Annotated in this window: 15 protein-coding genes; 3 read left to right on the top strand and 12 right to left on the bottom strand. The window is 58.9% G+C overall.

What is annotated here, in order from left to right:
- Positions 1-6: 6 nt before the first annotated feature.
- Complete coding sequence (locus GbCGDNIH6_RS08665) at positions 7-213, bottom strand: DUF4169 family protein (protein WP_072564478.1); 207 nt, start codon at positions 211-213, stop codon at positions 7-9.
- Between the two features lie 172 nt (positions 214-385).
- Here GbCGDNIH6_RS08665 and GbCGDNIH6_RS08670 point away from each other — a divergent pair, with 172 nt between their 5' ends.
- Both GbCGDNIH6_RS08670 and GbCGDNIH6_RS12485 read left to right on the top strand, forming a co-directional pair.
- Positions 386-538 (top strand): DUF3309 family protein, encoded by a 153-nt coding sequence (locus GbCGDNIH6_RS08670; RefSeq protein ID WP_072490579.1) that lies wholly within the window; start codon positions 386-388, stop codon positions 536-538.
- A gap of 465 nt (positions 539-1,003) precedes the next feature.
- Positions 1,004-1,261: a hypothetical protein gene (locus tag GbCGDNIH6_RS12485; protein WP_157692396.1), complete on the top strand. Its 258-nt coding sequence runs from the start codon at positions 1,004-1,006 to the stop codon at positions 1,259-1,261.
- Between the two features lie 64 nt (positions 1,262-1,325).
- Here GbCGDNIH6_RS12485 and GbCGDNIH6_RS08680 read toward each other — a convergent pair whose 3' ends face one another.
- Positions 1,326-2,213, bottom strand: coding sequence for an S-methyl-5'-thioadenosine phosphorylase (locus GbCGDNIH6_RS08680; RefSeq protein ID WP_072564479.1), 888 nt, complete (start codon positions 2,211-2,213; stop codon positions 1,326-1,328).
- Between the two features lie 263 nt (positions 2,214-2,476).
- Between GbCGDNIH6_RS08680 and hemF the strand changes: the two genes are divergently transcribed.
- Positions 2,477-3,376, top strand: coding sequence for an oxygen-dependent coproporphyrinogen oxidase (hemF, locus tag GbCGDNIH6_RS08685; RefSeq protein WP_072563595.1), 900 nt, complete (start codon positions 2,477-2,479; stop codon positions 3,374-3,376).
- A 48-nt stretch (positions 3,377-3,424) separates the two neighbouring features.
- On the opposite strand, the gene GbCGDNIH6_RS08690 is transcribed toward hemF, so the two are convergent.
- The 10 genes from GbCGDNIH6_RS08690 to otsB form a co-directional block, all read right to left on the bottom strand.
- Positions 3,425-5,011: a DHA2 family efflux MFS transporter permease subunit gene (locus tag GbCGDNIH6_RS08690; RefSeq protein WP_072563596.1), complete on the bottom strand. Its 1,587-nt coding sequence runs from the start codon at positions 5,009-5,011 to the stop codon at positions 3,425-3,427.
- Positions 5,008-6,252 (bottom strand): HlyD family secretion protein, encoded by a 1,245-nt coding sequence (locus GbCGDNIH6_RS08695; RefSeq protein ID WP_025287110.1) that lies wholly within the window; start codon positions 6,250-6,252, stop codon positions 5,008-5,010. The genes GbCGDNIH6_RS08690 and GbCGDNIH6_RS08695 overlap by 4 nt, the downstream gene beginning before the upstream one ends.
- Positions 6,253-6,373: 121 nt before the next feature.
- The gene (locus tag GbCGDNIH6_RS08700) at positions 6,374-9,106 is read right to left on the bottom strand and encodes a nitrate reductase (RefSeq protein WP_072563597.1); all 2,733 of its coding nucleotides are present in this window, start codon (positions 9,104-9,106) and stop codon (positions 6,374-6,376) included.
- Complete coding sequence (gene nirD, locus GbCGDNIH6_RS08705) at positions 9,103-9,450, bottom strand: nitrite reductase small subunit NirD (RefSeq protein ID WP_025287112.1); 348 nt, start codon at positions 9,448-9,450, stop codon at positions 9,103-9,105. Before nirD ends, GbCGDNIH6_RS08700 begins: the two co-directional genes overlap by 4 nt.
- A 6-nt stretch (positions 9,451-9,456) precedes the next feature.
- Entirely contained in the window at positions 9,457-11,925 is a 2,469-nt protein-coding gene (gene nirB / locus GbCGDNIH6_RS08710; RefSeq protein ID WP_072563598.1) for a nitrite reductase large subunit NirB, read from the bottom strand.
- A gap of 22 nt (positions 11,926-11,947) precedes the next feature.
- Positions 11,948-13,192 (bottom strand): MFS transporter, encoded by a 1,245-nt coding sequence (locus GbCGDNIH6_RS08715; RefSeq protein ID WP_072563599.1) that lies wholly within the window; start codon positions 13,190-13,192, stop codon positions 11,948-11,950.
- Between the two features lie 337 nt (positions 13,193-13,529).
- On the bottom strand, positions 13,530-14,822 hold the full coding sequence (locus GbCGDNIH6_RS08720) for a CmpA/NrtA family ABC transporter substrate-binding protein (RefSeq protein ID WP_072563600.1): 1,293 nt from the start codon (positions 14,820-14,822) through the stop codon (positions 13,530-13,532).
- 1 nt (position 14,823) lies between these two features.
- Entirely contained in the window at positions 14,824-15,459 is a 636-nt protein-coding gene (locus GbCGDNIH6_RS08725) for an ANTAR domain-containing response regulator (protein ID WP_072563601.1), read from the bottom strand.
- Positions 15,460-15,513: 54 nt separating this feature from the next.
- A complete protein-coding gene (locus GbCGDNIH6_RS08730) occupies positions 15,514-16,848 on the bottom strand; it encodes an alpha,alpha-trehalose-phosphate synthase (UDP-forming) (RefSeq protein ID WP_072563602.1) in 1,335 nt (444 codons plus the stop codon).
- A complete protein-coding gene (otsB, locus tag GbCGDNIH6_RS08735) occupies positions 16,845-17,603 on the bottom strand; it encodes a trehalose-phosphatase (protein WP_232449773.1) in 759 nt (252 codons plus the stop codon). Before otsB ends, GbCGDNIH6_RS08730 begins: the two co-directional genes overlap by 4 nt.
- Positions 17,604-17,689 lie beyond the last annotated feature (86 nt).

A 17,689-nucleotide genomic window follows, 5' to 3' on the forward strand; every position in this document is an offset into this window, starting at 1 on the left:
GGCGGGTTATTCGCCATCCTCGTCCTTCTCTTGCGGATCGCACTCCAGCCTTGCCCCATCCAGCAGGGCCTGACGACGCGCCTGCTGCTGCGTATCGCGGGACTTTTCCGCAGCCGTGCGTCCGAACAGAATACGGCGGCGAGCGGCCTCCCCGGCTTTCTGGTCCTTCATCATACGTTTGCGAACAGTCCGTAAATTGATGATCTCAGCCATATCCGGCCTCATTTTTCCCACATGCCCCAAATTTCTGACCGATTTCATGGCCGGTGGCACTTCGGCCACGCAACGAAAATGGCGGCATTACGTTGAGGCATGACGGATCCTCGTAACAACATCCGGTCGTCATTACGATCCAACAGGCTGCAAAAGGAAGAACATACGCGCCATGAGCACCATTCTCCTCATCATCCTGATCCTGCTTCTCGTCGGTGCGCTGCCGACATGGGGCTACAGCTCCGGCTGGGGTTATTTCCCTTCCGGAGGACTGGGTCTGGTGCTGCTGATCGTCATTATCCTGCTGCTGATGGGCCGGATCTGACGGCCTGACTGATTGCCGCACTGGCACTGCGCCCGTTCATTTTCCGAACAGCGCGGTGCCATCGGCATCATAGATGGGTTGCCATGAACGCGCCCTGTCTCCGACATGTTTTTGCCGCAAGAGGAAGCATACTGGCGAAATGAAACGAAGGCACAACACATCGTTTCGTTTTCAACAGGATGACCCATGCGTATATCGTCACGCAGTCTCGCGGCATTTGCAGCTGCAGCATTTTCATTGCTCCCCATCCTGCCGGGCATAGCGCGGGCAGAGGACACCGTCAGCCATAGTGATCTGGCATCTGTCCAACGGAGCGTTGATGATCTGTCCCATCAGACATCTGAGTCCATTTCCAATCTGAGGAGAGAGGTGTCTTCCAATTACGACAGTCTGCATAATGAAATTTCCAGCCTTTCTCACCAAATGGAAACATTGAACAGTGAGCACCGCAGTATGAGTCAGGACATGGTTGATCCTCGATCTGCCATGAACTCAGAGGTCTCGCATTTTGCAGCCAGCATCAAGGAAGACATTCTGAAGAGCGTGAACGCGCAAAATGCACGACGGAATACCGCCACTCCCGATCAGGCCACTATCAACAAGATGGTGAAAAAAGCTCTGACCGATAATCCGGCCCTGCTTCGTGCTGCTCTGGCTTCCCTGAAACAGGGTAGCAATGACGAAACAGGAAGCACCTCCAGAACGCTACCTGCCAGCAAGTAATTTTCATACAAAAAAGGCCGGGCATACACCCCGGCCTTTTCCATTTTTTCGATCGGCCTTGCGCTCAGGCAGCGCGGAGCACGCGACCCGCGACGGCATCCAGCTTTGCCATCAGGGCAGGATCGCGATGATCTTCAGGAGTGGTGATCGCGAAATCCAGCGCACGATCACATCCGGCTTCACACGGGCCACGCTCCTGCCCCAGCGCCGGCACCACCGCCTGCACCAGCGCACGCGCCTTTTCGGCATTGCCGCGCAGAACACGGATCACCGCATCGACCGTGACATGATCATGATCCTCATGCCAGCAATCATAATCGGTCACCATCGCGACAGTGGCGTAACACATCTCCGCCTCACGGGCGAGTTTGGCTTCCGGCATGTTGGTCATGCCGATCACGCTGCATCCCCAGGACCGATACAGCTCGCTCTCTGCCCGCGTGGAGAATTGCGGCCCCTCCATGACCAGATAGGTGCCACCCCGCGCATAAGGCAGCGACAGGCGCTTTGCTGCCTGCTCCACCACATCGCCGATACGCGGGCAGACCGGATCAGCCACAGAGACATGGGCCACGCAGCCATCACCGAAAAAGCTTTTTTCACGGGCAAAGCTGCGATCAATGAACTGATCGACGATCACGAAATGTCCGGGCGGCAGCTTTTTCTTCAGGCTGCCGACAGCGGACAGAGACAGAATATCGGTGCAGCCGGCGCGCTTCATCGCATCTATATTGGCGCGGTAGTTCAGATGGCTCGGCGAGAGGCGATGCCCGCGGCCATGACGGGGCAGGAACACGCATTGCACGCCATCCAGAGTGCCGAACAGAAGATCATCCGAAGGCAGCCCCCAGGGGGTCTCCACACGGCGCCACTCCTTGTTCTCCAGACCGTCAATGTCATACAGCCCGGAGCCACCGATGATGCCGATAACCGGCTGAATACGCTCTGCCATGATAACGCCTCCCGTCCCGCAGGATGTAATGCCGGGCGTATCCGCCACGGCGCGCCTCGTGTTAGGGGTCAAAGGCGGCCGGAATCAACCGCACATGACAAAAATTCTCTCCTGCTGACAGGGGGTGGTGGCTCAGGATCGAGGCAAAGTTCCTCCTTCATAGGTGATTCTACCGTCTTGCCGCCGGCCCTTCGCCATGCGACCCCTTTGGGAGCAAGAAGGCCGGATGTCTATTATCCAGAGCATATGAGGACGCTGCCAGTATGACCGATACCGTTACAGTCCCCCCCCACGAACATCTGAAATCGGCGGCAAGGCTCTGGTTCGAATCCCTGCGCGACCGCATCTGCGCCGCGTTTGAAGCCATCGAGGATGACTTGCCCACCTCCGCCCCGTTCGGCGATCTGACGCCGGGCCGGTTCGAGCGGCAGCCCTGGGACCGGCCTACCCCTGATGGCAGCCCCGGTGGCGGGGGGGTGATGAGCGTCATGCGCGGCCGCGTGTTTGAGAAAGTCGGTGTGAACGTCTCCACCGTCTGGGGGGAGTTCAGCGAGGATTTCCGACGACAGATTCCGGGTGCAGAGAATGATCCGCGTTTCTGGGCCAGCGGGATCAGTCTGGTGGCGCATATGCGAAGCCCCCATGTGCCGGCAGTGCACATGAACACCCGCATGCTGGTAACGACCAAAGGCTGGTTCGGCGGTGGCGGCGATCTGACGCCGATGTTTTTGGACACACCGGAAACGGCGGAAGATCGGGAAAGCTTCCACGCTTCCTATCGCGCTGCCTGCGATACGCATGACCCAGCGCTGTATCCGAAATTCAAGCAATGGTGCGACGAATATTTCTTCCTGCCGCATCGGGGCGAGCCGCGTGGTGTAGGCGGTATTTTCTTCGATCACCACAACACCGGTAATGCCGAGGAAGACTTCCACTTCACCCGCGATGTCGGCGAAGCGTTTCTGAATGTCTATCCCGCCATCGTGCGTCGCCGGATGGAGCGCCCGTGGACCGAGGCCGAGCGCCATCACCAGCTGGTCAGACGAGGCCGCTATGTGGAGTTCAACCTGCTGCATGATCGCGGCACGCTGTTCGGCCTGCGCACCGGTGGAAATACCGAGGCGATCCTGATGAGTATGCCGCCGGAAGTCCGCTGGCCCTGATCAAATAGAAAAGGCGGAGGATCATCCCCCGCCCTTTTCTTTCCCGCTTCAATGTCCCGGCATACCACCACTGCCCTTGGTGGAAGAGAACAGGAAACATACCGGAATAGTCGCGAAGGACAGGATCGCGGTCATGCCGAAAATGTCCATATACGCCAGAATCGCCGCCTGCTGCTGAAGAGTCTGATAGGCAATACCGGCGGCCTGCTGCATTGCCTCCCCCGCATTGGTGCCGAGATTCACCAGCCCCTGCTGCACATGCTGAAGATAGTCGACATAAGGCTGCTCCAGCGGCGTCATATGCGGCTGAAGATGCGCCATCCGCACCTGGCTACGCTCCGTCACCAGCGCCGTTGCGGCAGAAATACCGATCGAGCCTGCGAGATTGCGGAACATGGTGAACAATGCGGCGCCATCCGCATTCTGCTCTTTCGGCAGGGTGATATAGGTCACAGTACTGATCGGTACGAACAGGAAAGCCAGACCGACTGTCTGGGCTGCCCGCATCATCATCAGCGTCCGGAAATCGATGTCCGGCGCGATATGATGCGAATAAACCAACGCCAGACCCAGCAGGGCAAAGCCCAGCATGATGACGAAGCGCGTCTGCACATATTTCATGATCCGCCCGACAAACGGGATCAGGACAGGCACCACCAGCGCCCCCGGCATCAGCATCAGACCGGCCCATGTGGCCGTATAACCGAGCCTGGTCTGCACCAGCTGCGGCAGCAGCACGGCACTGGAATACAGCACCATCGCCATCAGGAAGATGGTCAGACAGCCGATCGCGAAATTCCGGTCCGCCATCACCCGGATATTTACCACCGGGTTTTTGGCATGCAGCAGCCAGAACACCGCCCCCACCAGCCCGAGAAAAGCCAGCAAGGAAAAAAGCCGGATGAACCCGGATCCGAACCAGTCGAGATCCTCCCCACGATCCATCACCACCTGCAGGCAGCCGAAGCCGATCGTGATCAGCGACAGACCGATATAATCAACGCTGCGTTCTCCTTTCTGTTCACGTTCCAGCCAGGGAGGATCTTCAACCAGCGCCGCAACAGCGAAGAAGGTAAAAATGCCGACCGGCACGTTAATCAGGAAAATCCATTGCCAGGAGAAATTATCCGTCAACCACCCGCCAACGGTCGGCCCCATGACAGGGGCCAGAACGGTTGCAATGGCCACCACACCGAATGCCGCTCCGCGTTTGGCAGGCTCAAACGTGTCGAGCACGATGGATTGCTGACTGGGCTGAAGGCCACCGCCAAAAAATCCCTGAATCAGCCGGAACAGGATCAACTGCCACAGAGACCCGGCAATACCGCATAAAAAACTCGCCAACGTGAACATGGCAATGCAGATCAGGAAATATCGTTTGCGCCCGATGATGCGCGCAAACCACCCTGAAATCGGCAACACGATGCTGTTCGCCACAAGGTAGGAGGTCAGCGTCCACGTGCTTTCATCGTTGGAGGCCGACATCGCCCCGGCAATATGCGGCAGGGCGACATTGACGATGGTGGTATCCAGAACCTCCATGAACGCTGCCAAAGTCACGGCGATAGCAATCAGCCACGGATTGGCACGCGGTTTCCAGCCTGCGGCCTGATCCGCTACAGCCGCCCCGCTCATGGTGCTTCCGGCACCTTGACGGGGGCCGTCACCGGAGCAGCATTGCCCGGCGGGATATGACCGACCGGACGGGCTTTCTCGGGCAAGGGCTGGCTGTTCTCCGGCGTGCTGGACAGATCCACCACCGGCTCTACCGACAGACCAAGCGGAATTGGCAAGGATGGGTCAATCCCACGGTCAATGCGGATCTTGACCGGCACACGCTGCACGATTTTCACGAAATTGCCGGTCGCGTTCTCCGCCGGGAAGGCCGTGAAGCGGGAGCCTGATCCCTGCTGGATGCTGTCGACATGGCCTTTCAGATTCAGCCACGGATAGGCATCGATGCTGACATGGACTTTCTGGCCGGGCCGCATACGAGTGAGCTGCGTTTCCTTGAAATTGGCCACAACCCAGATTTCCGGCGAGACCAGCGACATAATCTGCGTGCCAGTCTGGAGGAAGTTGCCTTTCTCGACATTCCGCTTCGTCACCCAGCCATCCTGCGGTGCAATGATGGTGGCGTATTCAAGATTCAGCTTTGCCTGTTCCAGTTGCCCTTCAGCCTGTCTGATCTGGCCGGCCAGCTGATCCACCTTCTGCCCGGTTTCATTGATATTGGCCTCCACCGGCATGGCCTGCTCGATCGCCGCCTGAGCCGAGGCAAGCTGGGCCTGCGCCGCACGCAGCGACGCGGTAGAGGCATCAATCGCCTCCTGTGTGGTCGCAGCGCGGGCCACGCTGTGCTGACGCTTGTAATCGGTCTGCGCCCGAAAAAGCTGTGCCTCGGCCTGCTGCTTCTGCGCCTTCGCGGCATCCAGCTGAGCCGGGAAATTTTTCTTCGCAATCTCCAGCTGATAATGAGTGGCCGCATGCTGAGCGCGAACCATGGCCAACTGGCCTTCCGCTACCTCGACCGCCGCCTGATAGGGTCGAGGATCGAGCCTGACCAGCACCTCGCCCTTATGAACGAACTGGTTATCGCGAACATTCAGATCGACCACATAACCAGCCACCTGCGGCGAGATCATCACCGCCCGGCCTGACGTGTAGGCATCGTCCGTGGTTTCGAGATCGCGATGGGTGTACCAGTAATACACACCGCCCGCGACAGTACCCAGCAATGCCAGAATCAGAATCACCCTCACCAGGGGGGAGCGCTTTTTCGTGGCGTGGCCCTGGGGTTGGCTGCCTTGGGGTTGCATATTGGAACCACCCTGCCGGGCCGGGCTGTCTGACGCCGTGTTCACGTCATCGGGCATGGATTGCCATCCTCACGCACTTGATCGAACAAAACTGCGTCAGACATAGAACTGAACGGTTCGGTCAGCAAGCAAGGAAGCCGGCAGTTTTCTCCCGGCCTTTCGCACAACTGCAATGCGATTATGCCGCGACCGTCGCAGGCGTGCCTGCTTCGTTGCGTTCGATCAGGATGCGGATCTCCGCCCGGCAGGAACCGCAATTGGTACCCGCCTGAAGCGCCTGCCCAACGGAGTCCACCGTATGGCATCCGCCGGCGATCGCCATCTTGATCTGTGTGGCACCCACACCAAAGCAGGAGCAGACGATCGCCCCACGATCCACACTGCCTTTGCCGGGCCTGCCCGCAATAACGATGAAGCGGCGCAGGGGATCGGTAAAATCTGCCTCCAACTGCTCCGCCGCCCAGCCTCGCGCCACGCCCACAGGCTGCTGATCCACATAGAGCGCACCGGTCAGGCGTGCCCCGTCAAACGCGGCATAGCGGGCCTGACCGGTTCTGACATCGACATAGGACAGGTTTTCTCCGTCTTCATACCCACCTCTGATAAGAGAAGCGGCGAAGCCTGCCATATCTGCCGGAGCCTCGGTAAAGGCGCATTCCAGTCTCCATCCACCCGTGCAGCGGCTGATGGCCCAGTAATCGGGTGTGTGTCCGATCTGTTCCCAGTCCGGAGGCTGCTGAAGCACCGCGAAACCATAACAGGCCGGCGCATAAGGCTCGATCCGCGCCGCAACATTCTTGGAGGCAGGCTGGCCGGAGACCGGATCAATCAGGTCCGGAACCAAAGCATCCACACGGGCGCATGAAGCGAACTGGTCCGTCCAGTGCATCGGCACGAACAGCATTCCCTTTCTTTGCCGTGGCGACAGTAAGGCCCTCACCACGATACGGCCCAGCGCCGTCCGGACAGAGACCAGATCAGCCGCCGCGATGCCGAGGGGAGCCGCATCATCAGGGTGGATTTCGACGAACGGCTCGGCCAGATGCTGGGACAGGCGCGGGCTTTTGCCGGTACGTGTCATGGTATGCCACTGATCGCGGATGCGGCCGGTATTCAGCACCAGTGGCCATGCGGCATCCGTTTGCACCGGAAGAGAGGGCGTGACGGCGATGAAGCGGGCCTTGCGATCCTCGGTAAAGAAACGGCCATCGGCGAAGAAGCGACCATCCTGCCCCACCGTTCTGAAGAAAGAGTTTTCCTTGAAAGCAGGCCATAAAACCGGTTTCAGCGCCTCAAAATCCGCATTGCCGATAGTGGCCAACGCACCGATATCGAAATCCCGCCGCCCCTCATTCCCCAGTGCCGACAGGGCGGCATGCTCGGCGAAAATTTCGGCGGCATTGCTGTAGGAGAAAGCCTCTGCAAAGCCCATCCGTGCCGCCACATCACACAGGATGCGCCAATCTGCCCGCGCTTCCGCCGGGGCTGGCAGAAAAGCACGCTGGCGGGAAATGCGGCGCTCGGAATTGGTGACGGTGCCGTCCTTCTCCCCCCATGCCAGCGCAGGCAGCGCTACATGAGCGTGGCGCATCGTATCCGTGCTCGCCAGCACGTCGGAGACCACGACGAAGGGACAGGCCGCAATCGCTTTCTGCACCGCATCCGCATCCGGCATGGAATCCACCGGGTTGGTGGCCATGATCCACAGGGCCTTGATGCGGCCATCCGCCACGGCGTGGAACAGATCGACCGCTTTCAGCCCGGCTTTCTCCGGCATGCGGGGGGCATTCCAGAACAACCCGACCAGAGCGCGATGCTCGGGATTCTCGATCTCCATATGCGCGGCCAGCATGTTGGCCAGGCCGCCGACCTCCCGCCCGCCCATCGCATTGGGCTGGCCGGTGACAGAGAACGGACCCATGCCGGGACGGCCAATACGCCCTGTCGCCAGGTGACAATTGATGATGGCATTCACCTTGTCAGTGCCGCAGGAGGATTGATTGACGCCCTGACTATACACCGTCACCGTTTTCCCGGTTGTGGTGAACAGAGTGTAGAATGCTTCCCTCTCCGCGGCCTCCAACCCTGTCATCTGGTCCAGCATATCGCGATCCAGCGCGGAGGCCGCTGCCAGCGCCTCGGCAAAGCCGGAGGTGTGGCGCGTGACATAGCTCTCATTCACCTGCCCTGCCGCGGCCAGCCAGGCCAGCAGACCGGCGAATAGCGCCGTATCGCCATCAGGACGGATCGGCAGATACAGATCGGCAATCTCCGCCGTCATGGTGCGACGCGGATCAATCAGCACCACGCGCATCTCCGGCCGCGCCGCCTTTGCCGCCGCCAGACGCTGGTAAAGCACCGGGTGGCACCAGGCGAGATTGGAGCCGGTCAGCACCACCAGATCAGCGCATTCCAGATCCTCATACAGTCCAGGCACAGTATCCGTCCCGAAGGCACGTCGATGCCCGGCTACGGAAGACGCCATGCACAAACGCGAATTGGTGTCGATATTCGCCGAACCGATGAAACCCTTCATCAGCTTGTTGGCGACATAGTAATCCTCCGTCAGAAACTGGCCGGAGACATAGAATGCCACGCTGTCCGGGCCATGCTCGGCAATAGCGCGGGAGAAACCTTGCGCCACATGGTCCAGCGCCTCATTCCAGCCCACCTGCTGCCCGTTGATCATGGGATGCAGCAAACGTCCCTCCAGATCTATCGTCTCCATCAGGGCAGACCCCTTTGAGCAGAGACGGCCGAAATTCGCCGGATGCTTCGGATCGCCCCGCACACTGCGTGTGCCATCCTCCGCCTGCTCCACGATCACGCCGCACCCGACCCCGCAATATGGGCAGGTCGTGCCGACAGAATTCCGTGACAAGGATGCTTCTCCCTGCTGCGATATTGTCATGCAGCTTTGCTCGCCTGCATGGCCAGCATATCCGCCGACAGGAACAGGCGGCCTTCCTGTTCACGCAGCTTGTAAACCGGAACGCTCCCTTCATCCGCGCCCTGCGCCTGCCCGGTCTCCAGAGAAAAAACCCAGTTGTGCAAAGGACAGGTGATGGAATGATCATGCACGATCCCTTCACTCAGCGGGCCTTTGCGATGCGGACAGGTGTCGCCAATAGCGAACACCCGATTATCCATGGTGCGGACAATGGCGATTTTTCCGACCGGCGTCTGCACACAGCGCGCACCACGCAGCGGAACATCCTCGATCCCACCGATTTCAATCCATTCAGGTGATGTCATGATCGCTTACTCCGCCGCGTTCATCATGCCGATGGAGGCCATCGGTTTGAATTCATGCTTGTCCTTGCCGGACACACGCTCCGACCATGGATCGACCTGGGCGAATTTCTGGGAGAACACGAAACGGCCGAAATAATGACGACGCCGTTCCTTGTCTTCCAGAACCTGCTTGCGGATTTCAGGAATCCCGACGCGCCTGGTCCATTTGTAGATGCGCTCCAGATAACGCGCCTGTTCCCGGTACATCTGCACCAGTGCGACAATGACTTCCAGCGCCTCGTCTTCATCCGGTACCAGACCGAGTACTTCCGTGCCACGGATATCGAGGCCGGCGGCTCCGGCAAAGTGGATTTCATATCCGGAATCCACACAGATGACACCGACATCCTTACAGGTCGCCTCGGCACAGTTACGCGGGCAACCGGAGACCGCCATCTTCACTTTGGCAGGCGTCCATGATCCCCACATGAATTTTTCGATGCGGATACCGAACCCCGTTGAATCCTGCGTCCCGAACCGGCACCAATCGGAGCCGACACAGGTTTTGACCGTGCGCAGGCCTTTCGCATAAGCATGGCCGGAGACAAACCCGGCCTTGCCGAGATCGGACCAGACGGCAGGCAGATCTTCCTTACGAATGCCCAGCATGTCGATGCGCTGACCACCTGTGACCTTCACCGCAGGAATGGCAAATTTATCGACCACATCGGCAATCGCGCGCAGCTCCGCAGCGCTGGTCATGCCGCCCCACATGCGGGGCACCACGGAATAGGTACCGTCTTTCTGGATATTGGCATGTACGCGCTCGTTAACGAAGCGTGACTGGTAATCATCTGCATATTCATCCGGCCATTCGCAGACCAGATAATAATTCAGTGCAGGACGGCATTTGGAGCAGCCGCAGGATGTTTTCCACTCCAGCTCCTGCATCACGGCGGGGATGGTCTTCAGACTCTTCGCGCGGATCAGGCGGCGTACATCATCATGCCCCAGCGTGGTGCAGCCACAGACAGGCTGTACCGCCGCAGGCTGATAGGCATCCCCCAGTGTCAATGTCATCACCTGCTCCACCAGACCGGTGCAGGAGCCGCAGGATGCCGATGCTTTCGTATGCGCCCGCACATCGTCGAGCGTGGTCAATCCTTTCGTCTGGATGGCGCTGACGATCGCGCCCTTGCATACGCCGTTGCAGCCGCAGATCTCTGCGTCATCCGGTAAGGCTGCAACGGCCGCCGTAGGGTCCAGCGGGGCGCCTCCCTGATAGGCCTGACCAAAAATCAGCGTATCGCGCATCTCGCTGATATTGGCAGCTTTCTTACGCAGGTCATTGAACCATGCACCATCGGAGGTATCTCCGAACAGCACGGTGCCGATGATACGCTCGTTCTGGAGAATGACACGCTTGTAGACACCCGCTGCCGCATCGCGCAGAACGATTTCCTCACGGTCCTCTCCATCGGCGAAATCACCGACCGAGAACAGATCGACACCAGTGACTTTCAGCTTCGTCGCCGTTTCGCTGTGTACAAAACCGCTGGTGGGCTGGCCAGCCAGAACGGCAGCCGCCACACGCGCCATATCGTAAAGAGGTGCCACCAGACCATAGGTGCGGCCATCGACCTCTACACATTCTCCCAGAGCGAGAATGTCAGGATCGGAAGTCAGCATAGTCGCATCGACCTTGATCCCACGCCCGACTTCCAGCCCGGCCTGCTTCGCCAGCCATGCATTGGGAATGATACCAGCCGCAACCACAACCAGATCAGCCGGCAGCTCCGTCCCGTCCGCCAGCGTAACGGAGCGCACATGGCCCCTGTCATCATGATTGAAGATTTTGGTATTCGCGCCGGTAATGACGTGAATACCCTTTGATTCAATCGCTTTTTGCAGCAGATAGGCGGAAGCACTATCCAGCTGCCGTTCCATCAGCGTCGGAGCAAGATGCAGTACCGTGACATCCATGCCCTGTGCATATAGACCCGCCGCAGCCTCCAGACCCAGCAAACCACCGCCCAGTACGACCGCCCGTGGCAGCACACCCGCTTTCGACTGCGCCGCCAGCATCATCGCCTGCACATCGTCCAGATCGCGATACGTCAGCACACCCGCGAGATCACGACCGGGGATCGGCGGAATGAATGGTACGGACCCGGTTGCAATCACCAGACGATCATAGGATTCCACAACACCATGATCAGAGGTAACAGTTTTTGCCGCCCGGTCGATCTCGACGATCTTATGACCCTTATAGAGGGTGATACCGTGATCAATATACCAGCCATCACCATGGATGATGATCTGCTCATAGGTTTTTTCACCCGATAGAACAGGCGAGAGCATGATACGATCATAATTCACCCGCGGCTCGGCATTGAAGATTGTAACGTTGTACCGATCCGGAGCCTGTTCGAACAGATGTTCCAGCATACGGCCTGGCGCCATGCCATTGCCGATGATGACAAGTTTTTCAGTCATGATTCTGATCCAGTCAAAAATCTTATTGTGCAGCTTGCAGGATCATCGACTGACGGCGCATGGCCCGGATCGCAGCATGCATCCATATCATTGAGACAAGAACAACCACGAACAAAAGCATGAAGCAGCTCTGCCACAATCCTGTCTGATCCTTCAGGAACCCGAAGATGATCGGAAAGATAAATCCACCCAGACCACCGATCAGGCCGACGATACCTCCAACAGCACCGACGGAATCTGGATAATAGCTCGGCACATGCTTGTAGACAGCGGCCTTACCAAGGCTCATCACAAAACCGAGCACGAAAGCAACGATCACGAAGGTGACGGGACCGATTCCAGCAACACCTCCTCCTGCATGGGCAGGAAAGGACAGGATCAGGGTCGCCAGAGCGGCAACACCAAACATCACATACAACACGCGACGCGCACCGATCCGGTCAGACAGAATACCGCCATACGCACGGAACACACTGCCGGGAATGGAATAACATGCGGCGACCAGACCCGCCGTTTCCAGATCCATGCCATACACGCCCACCAGATAGCGCGGCAACCACAGCGCAAGTGCGACGAACCCGCCGAAAGCGAAGAAATAATAGAGGCTGAACCGCCAGACCTGCATATGACGCAGTGGAGCGAATTCATCCCGGAAGCTGCCCCGGCGCTGAGCATGCTGCGGCTCATCAGAGGTAAGAAACCAGAAAGCTCCCGCCGTCAGCACCAGCGCCACCGCCCAGACCGGCGGCACAGCGCGCCAGCCCCAACCCGCCACGACCAGCGGCGCTAGCAGCTTGGTCACGGCAGCGCCGACATTCCCGGCTCCGAAAATCCCGAGAGCCGTACCCTGCTTGATCTGCGAGAAGAATGGCGAGACATAGGACACGCCCACCGCAAAAGAACCACCGGCAATGCCAATGCCAAGGCCTGCCAGCAGCATAGTTTCATAGCTATGCGCGAAGGATAGCAGCAGCGTCGCCACGGCGGCAGTCAGCATGACAGCAACATAAACCGCCCGACCGCCCCAGCGGCTGGCCCAGATACCCAGCAGCAGGCGTGACAACGAACCGGTCAGAATGGGTGTGCCGAGCAGCAGGCCGAACTGCGTTTCGGTCAGATGCAGTTCCTGCCTGATCTTGACGCCGATAATGGCGAAAATGGTCCAGACGGCGAAACAGATGGTAAAGGCAAACGTCGACATCCAGAGCGCACGCGAAGCACTGTCGCGGGCCTTACCCGGAAGCAGGGAGGCAGTTCCATTGGTCATCGGGCTCTCCAATCACGGAGCCGCTACGCCGGCAGATATGGTGCCGAAATCGTCAGGCGGCTGCGCCATGAAACAAAATCGCTCAAGGGAGAAGACTCAGTGCCTGCAAAGCAGGACATGGCCCCTCCGTTCTCCGGCGTCTTTGCCTGGATGCATCCGCCTTTGGACGCTGACCGTGCTTCATGCCTTCATTGGCCAAGCTCATGTCTTGTGGCCAATATACAAATCCATGCCTGCCATGTCGCGCAGTTTTTAGCCCAAAAATGGCGCTATTTTTGCTTCTGAGACAAGAAATGCCTTCTGTTTTAGCTTTTATATCTTTCAAAAAAGCAATTGATTAAATTTTAGTCCTTTGCCGCGCGATATAATCGTCGATATGATCTGGATCAAACAGTTCGCCATCGAAGAAACCGTCCGGCCCCAGTGTCAGGCCGGCCAGATTGGCACCAACCGGCGTGGGCCGGATTAACGCGCCCTCCACCTTTGCATTGGCGCCCGGCAGCGGATAGCCCAACCCGCTGACCGCCGCCCGATACAGATCAGGGCAATAAGTATTGGCGGCAATCACTGCATTGTCCGCGCTGTGTTCCAGATAGCTCCAGCGCGCCAGTTGCGCATAAAACCACATGGCATGGCTTTTCCAGGGGAAAGTAGCGGCCCGTGCGAAAGGCACGAAGAAATCCGACACCGCAACCGCCCGGCTGCCATGACTGCCGGGCACGATCTCTCCATCCAACGCCGCCATCATCCACATGGCCGGCTGACCGACATATGTCTCCTGCGAGAGAATCCGGGCCAGATCGGCGTGATGATCACTGTCGGCGCACCACAACGCCGCTCTGGTCATGGCCCGCAACAAAGCAGCCAAAGCCTCAGGATTTTCACGCGCCCAGCCGGCATGCACACCCAGCACCTTTTCAGGACTGGAACGCCAGATGGCTGCCTTGACGGTGATGATCCGACCATGTCCCCCGGCCACGGAGGCGGTGTTCCACGGCTCGCCGACGCAATACCCATCAATCCCGCCGCCCCTCAGCGCATCCGCCATCAAAGGAGGCGACAGAACCACAATTTCAATATCGCGGTCCGGCATGATCCCACAGGCTGCCAGCCAGTAGCGCAGCTCGATATTATGCCCGGAATAGGCATGCACGACCGCGAAACGGAGCTTCTTCTGTCCCTGCATCGCCCGATCTGCGACCACAGCAGCCAGCGCCCGCCCCTGCATGGCAGGGTCAAACACATCGCCGCCACTGGCTGCCGCACCGGAATCCTGCATTGCCTGCCACAGGGCCACACTGACGGTGACTGCATTTCCACCCAGTCCCAGCGCCATCGGGGCGATGATCTTCTGGTTCCATGGTGTCAGACCCAGATTGCAGGCAATCGGCATGGGCGCGAGCATGTGCGCCATCTGAAAATGTCCGACCGCTATCCTGTCCCGGATATTCGCCCAGGAATTCTCCCTTACCAGAGTCAGGTTGACGCCTTCTTGATCCGCAAATCCACATTCCAGCGCCGCGATCAGAATAGCGCTGTCCAGCAGTGGCATGAACCCGGCAGTCATCCGGTACGGAGCCTGTTGGTGATGCTTCCCGGAACCTGCATCAATCTCTGGTAGGTCACTCATTTTACCGCCCCCCTTTTTTCTTTGAAACGGCAGACGGTTCATCAGCCTCTGGATCGAGCAGATCGACAGCAGTCAGCAGACTGTGTGCAATATCTGCGATCTTGCGATTCTGGTTCATCGCAGTCCGGCGTAGCAGGGTATAGGCGGCATCCTCGCTCAATCCCCGGCTTTTCATCAGCAACGCCTTGGCCTTATCTATCAGACGACGGCTTTCCAGCGCCCCCCGCGCCTCCTCCAGCTCCCGCTGCAGGCGGGAATAAGCGTTGAAACGACTGATCGCCATATCCAGAATTGGCTTGATGCGTTCCTGCCGCAAGCCATCCACCACATAAGCCGAAACGCCGGCCTCCACCGCGGCTTCAATCCCCGCCTGATCAGAGCGGTCCACGAACATCGCCACCGGCCTGCGCACGGAGCGCGAAAGGCGAAACATTTCCTCCAGCATATCACGCTGGGGATTCCCAAGATCGATGACGATGACATCCGGCGCAGCAACCGCAATTGTTTCCGCCGCTGCGGCAACATCATGCAGCACGGTGACGCGATCATGGCCACCTTCCCGCAATCCCGTCTCGATGATGGAGGCGCGGATACGGTCCTCGTCTATGACCAGAATGGATAGGCTCGGCTTCTGCATGCCGCCTTATATGCAATGCGCCCTGTCTCGTGGCCATAGGGAAGACGCCTGTCCCTACGCCGGCGCGTTTTCCAGATCCTGCAGAAAGCTGCGTGCCCATGCGGCAGCAGTGGAAGCCTGTACCGCCGACATCATCGTTTTCCAGCGTCCCTGCCGTGATTCCCGGTCCAGCCCGAGCGCCATATGCAGTGCCTCGGCAATTTCATCAGGATCATAGGGATTAATGATGATGGCCCCCTCCATCTCCGAGGCAGCTCCGGCGAAACGCGACAGGATCAATGCGCCCGGATTATCGGCATCCTGTGCCGCAACATATTCTTTCGCGACCAGATTCATGCCATCGCGCAGCGGCGTCACCAGCCCAATCCTGGCTTCCCGGTGAAATCCGGCCAACACATTGCGCGCCACCGCTCTGGTCAGATACCGCACCGGTACCCAGTCGAACTCCGCATGCTCACCATTGATACGGCCGACCAGTTCATCCATTTCCTTCCGCAGGGATCGGTACTCCGCCACATCCCCACGGGAAACCGGCGTGATCTGCAGAAAAGTGACATTGTTACGATGCTCGGGAAACCGCTTCAGCAACTGGGCATAACCATGGAAGCGATGCGGAATGCCCTTGGAATAATCCAATCGGTCCACCCCCAGAATCAGGGCACGATCACCCATGGATTCCCGCAATCGTCTCGCTTCAGGACTTTTCTGGGCGCGACGTGCGGTCGCGGCAAACGCAGCCGGATCAATGCCGATCGGATAAGAATCAGCCCGGCGGGCCACCCCTGCCATGGCCAGACATTCGTTCAGATGACCTGCATCCTCGATAGTTTGCAGACCGATCACATCATAGGCTCCGAAAGCCTGTAACAGCAGATCCCCTTGCGGCAGAGCCGAATACACCGCCATCGGAGGAAACGGGACGTGGAGGAAAAAGCCGATCCGGGCTGTCACCCCCAGCTTACGCAGCGCCGCGCCAAGGGGGATGAGATGATAATCATGGATCCAGATGATATCATCCTGCCGTAACAATGGTTTCAGCGCTGCCGCAAAAGCATCGTTCACAGCCATATAGGCAGAAAGGTCGGAGCGGCTGAACACCCCGAGCCCAATCCGGCTATGCAGCAGCGGCCAGAGCATCCCATTGGAAAAGCCTCGATAATATCCCTCATACGCATCAGTCTGGAGATCAAGCGTAGCGTAAGTAACTCCCTTGGCTTCTTCCAGATGCACGTCAGGACCGGGCTGATCCACGGTCTTGCCGGACCAGCCGAACCAGAGGGTTTCATGCCCGGCAATGGCTTCCTTCAATGCGACGGCCAGGCCACCGGCCAGTTGTCCTCGCTCCTTAGGCTGGGGAACACGATTGGAAACCAGAATCAGCCGACTCACCGCACCGCCTCCCTTAACCAGGCCCGGACGCCGGCTGCATCGCCGAAGGCTTCCTGTACCCGCAGGCCGGCTCCTCCCATGGCGCGACAGGCCGCCATTCCATCCTCATCGGTCACGTCATCGCCGATAAAAACCGGCACACGGCCCCGGAAGGGGGCGTGTTGCATCAAATGCTGAACCGCGGTGCCCTTATCAGCCCCTTTCGGCTTCACTTCCCACGCCATATGCGCGGCCATCAGGGTAAAACGGTCTTCATGACCAGCCATGAGGGCGCGCAGGCCAGCCTCGACCTGCGGACCGGCCTCCGGTACGGCACGGAAATGCAACACGAAGCCGCGCTGTTTACGTTCCAGCAATACCCCCGGCAAACGAGCCGCCAACGCTTCGCCCTGCCGCAACCATTCAACCGGCAGGTCTGCCAGTGCCACACGCTCCGTGGTCTGCATTGTGCGGTGATACAGCGCACCCCCATGCTCCCCCGCAATGGCGGTGAAAATGCCGGGAAACAGGGCTTCCACTTGCTCCACCGGTCGACCGGTCACGACAGCGATGGCACCACCCAGATCATCATGCAGACGGCTCAACACCTCGGGTAAACCGGCCTCCACCTGCACAGCATCCGGTGTCGGCGCAATGTCCAGCAGGGTGCCATCCATATCCAGAAACAAGGCAGCCCGCGATAAAAGAGGAAGTGGATCAAAGTCAGAAACGGGATGGGACAGTGCAATACAGCGCAGAGGTGGAAAGGACATCATACCTGAACAAACCCTTTAGAAAGCCACAGGTTGCGTCTGGCCCCTCTGATACCGAATGAAAATCAGCATCTGAAGAAAACCCGATT

It is taken from the genome of Granulibacter bethesdensis (assembly GCF_001889525.1).
GTDB lineage: Bacteria > Pseudomonadota > Alphaproteobacteria > Acetobacterales > Acetobacteraceae > Granulibacter > Granulibacter bethesdensis_C.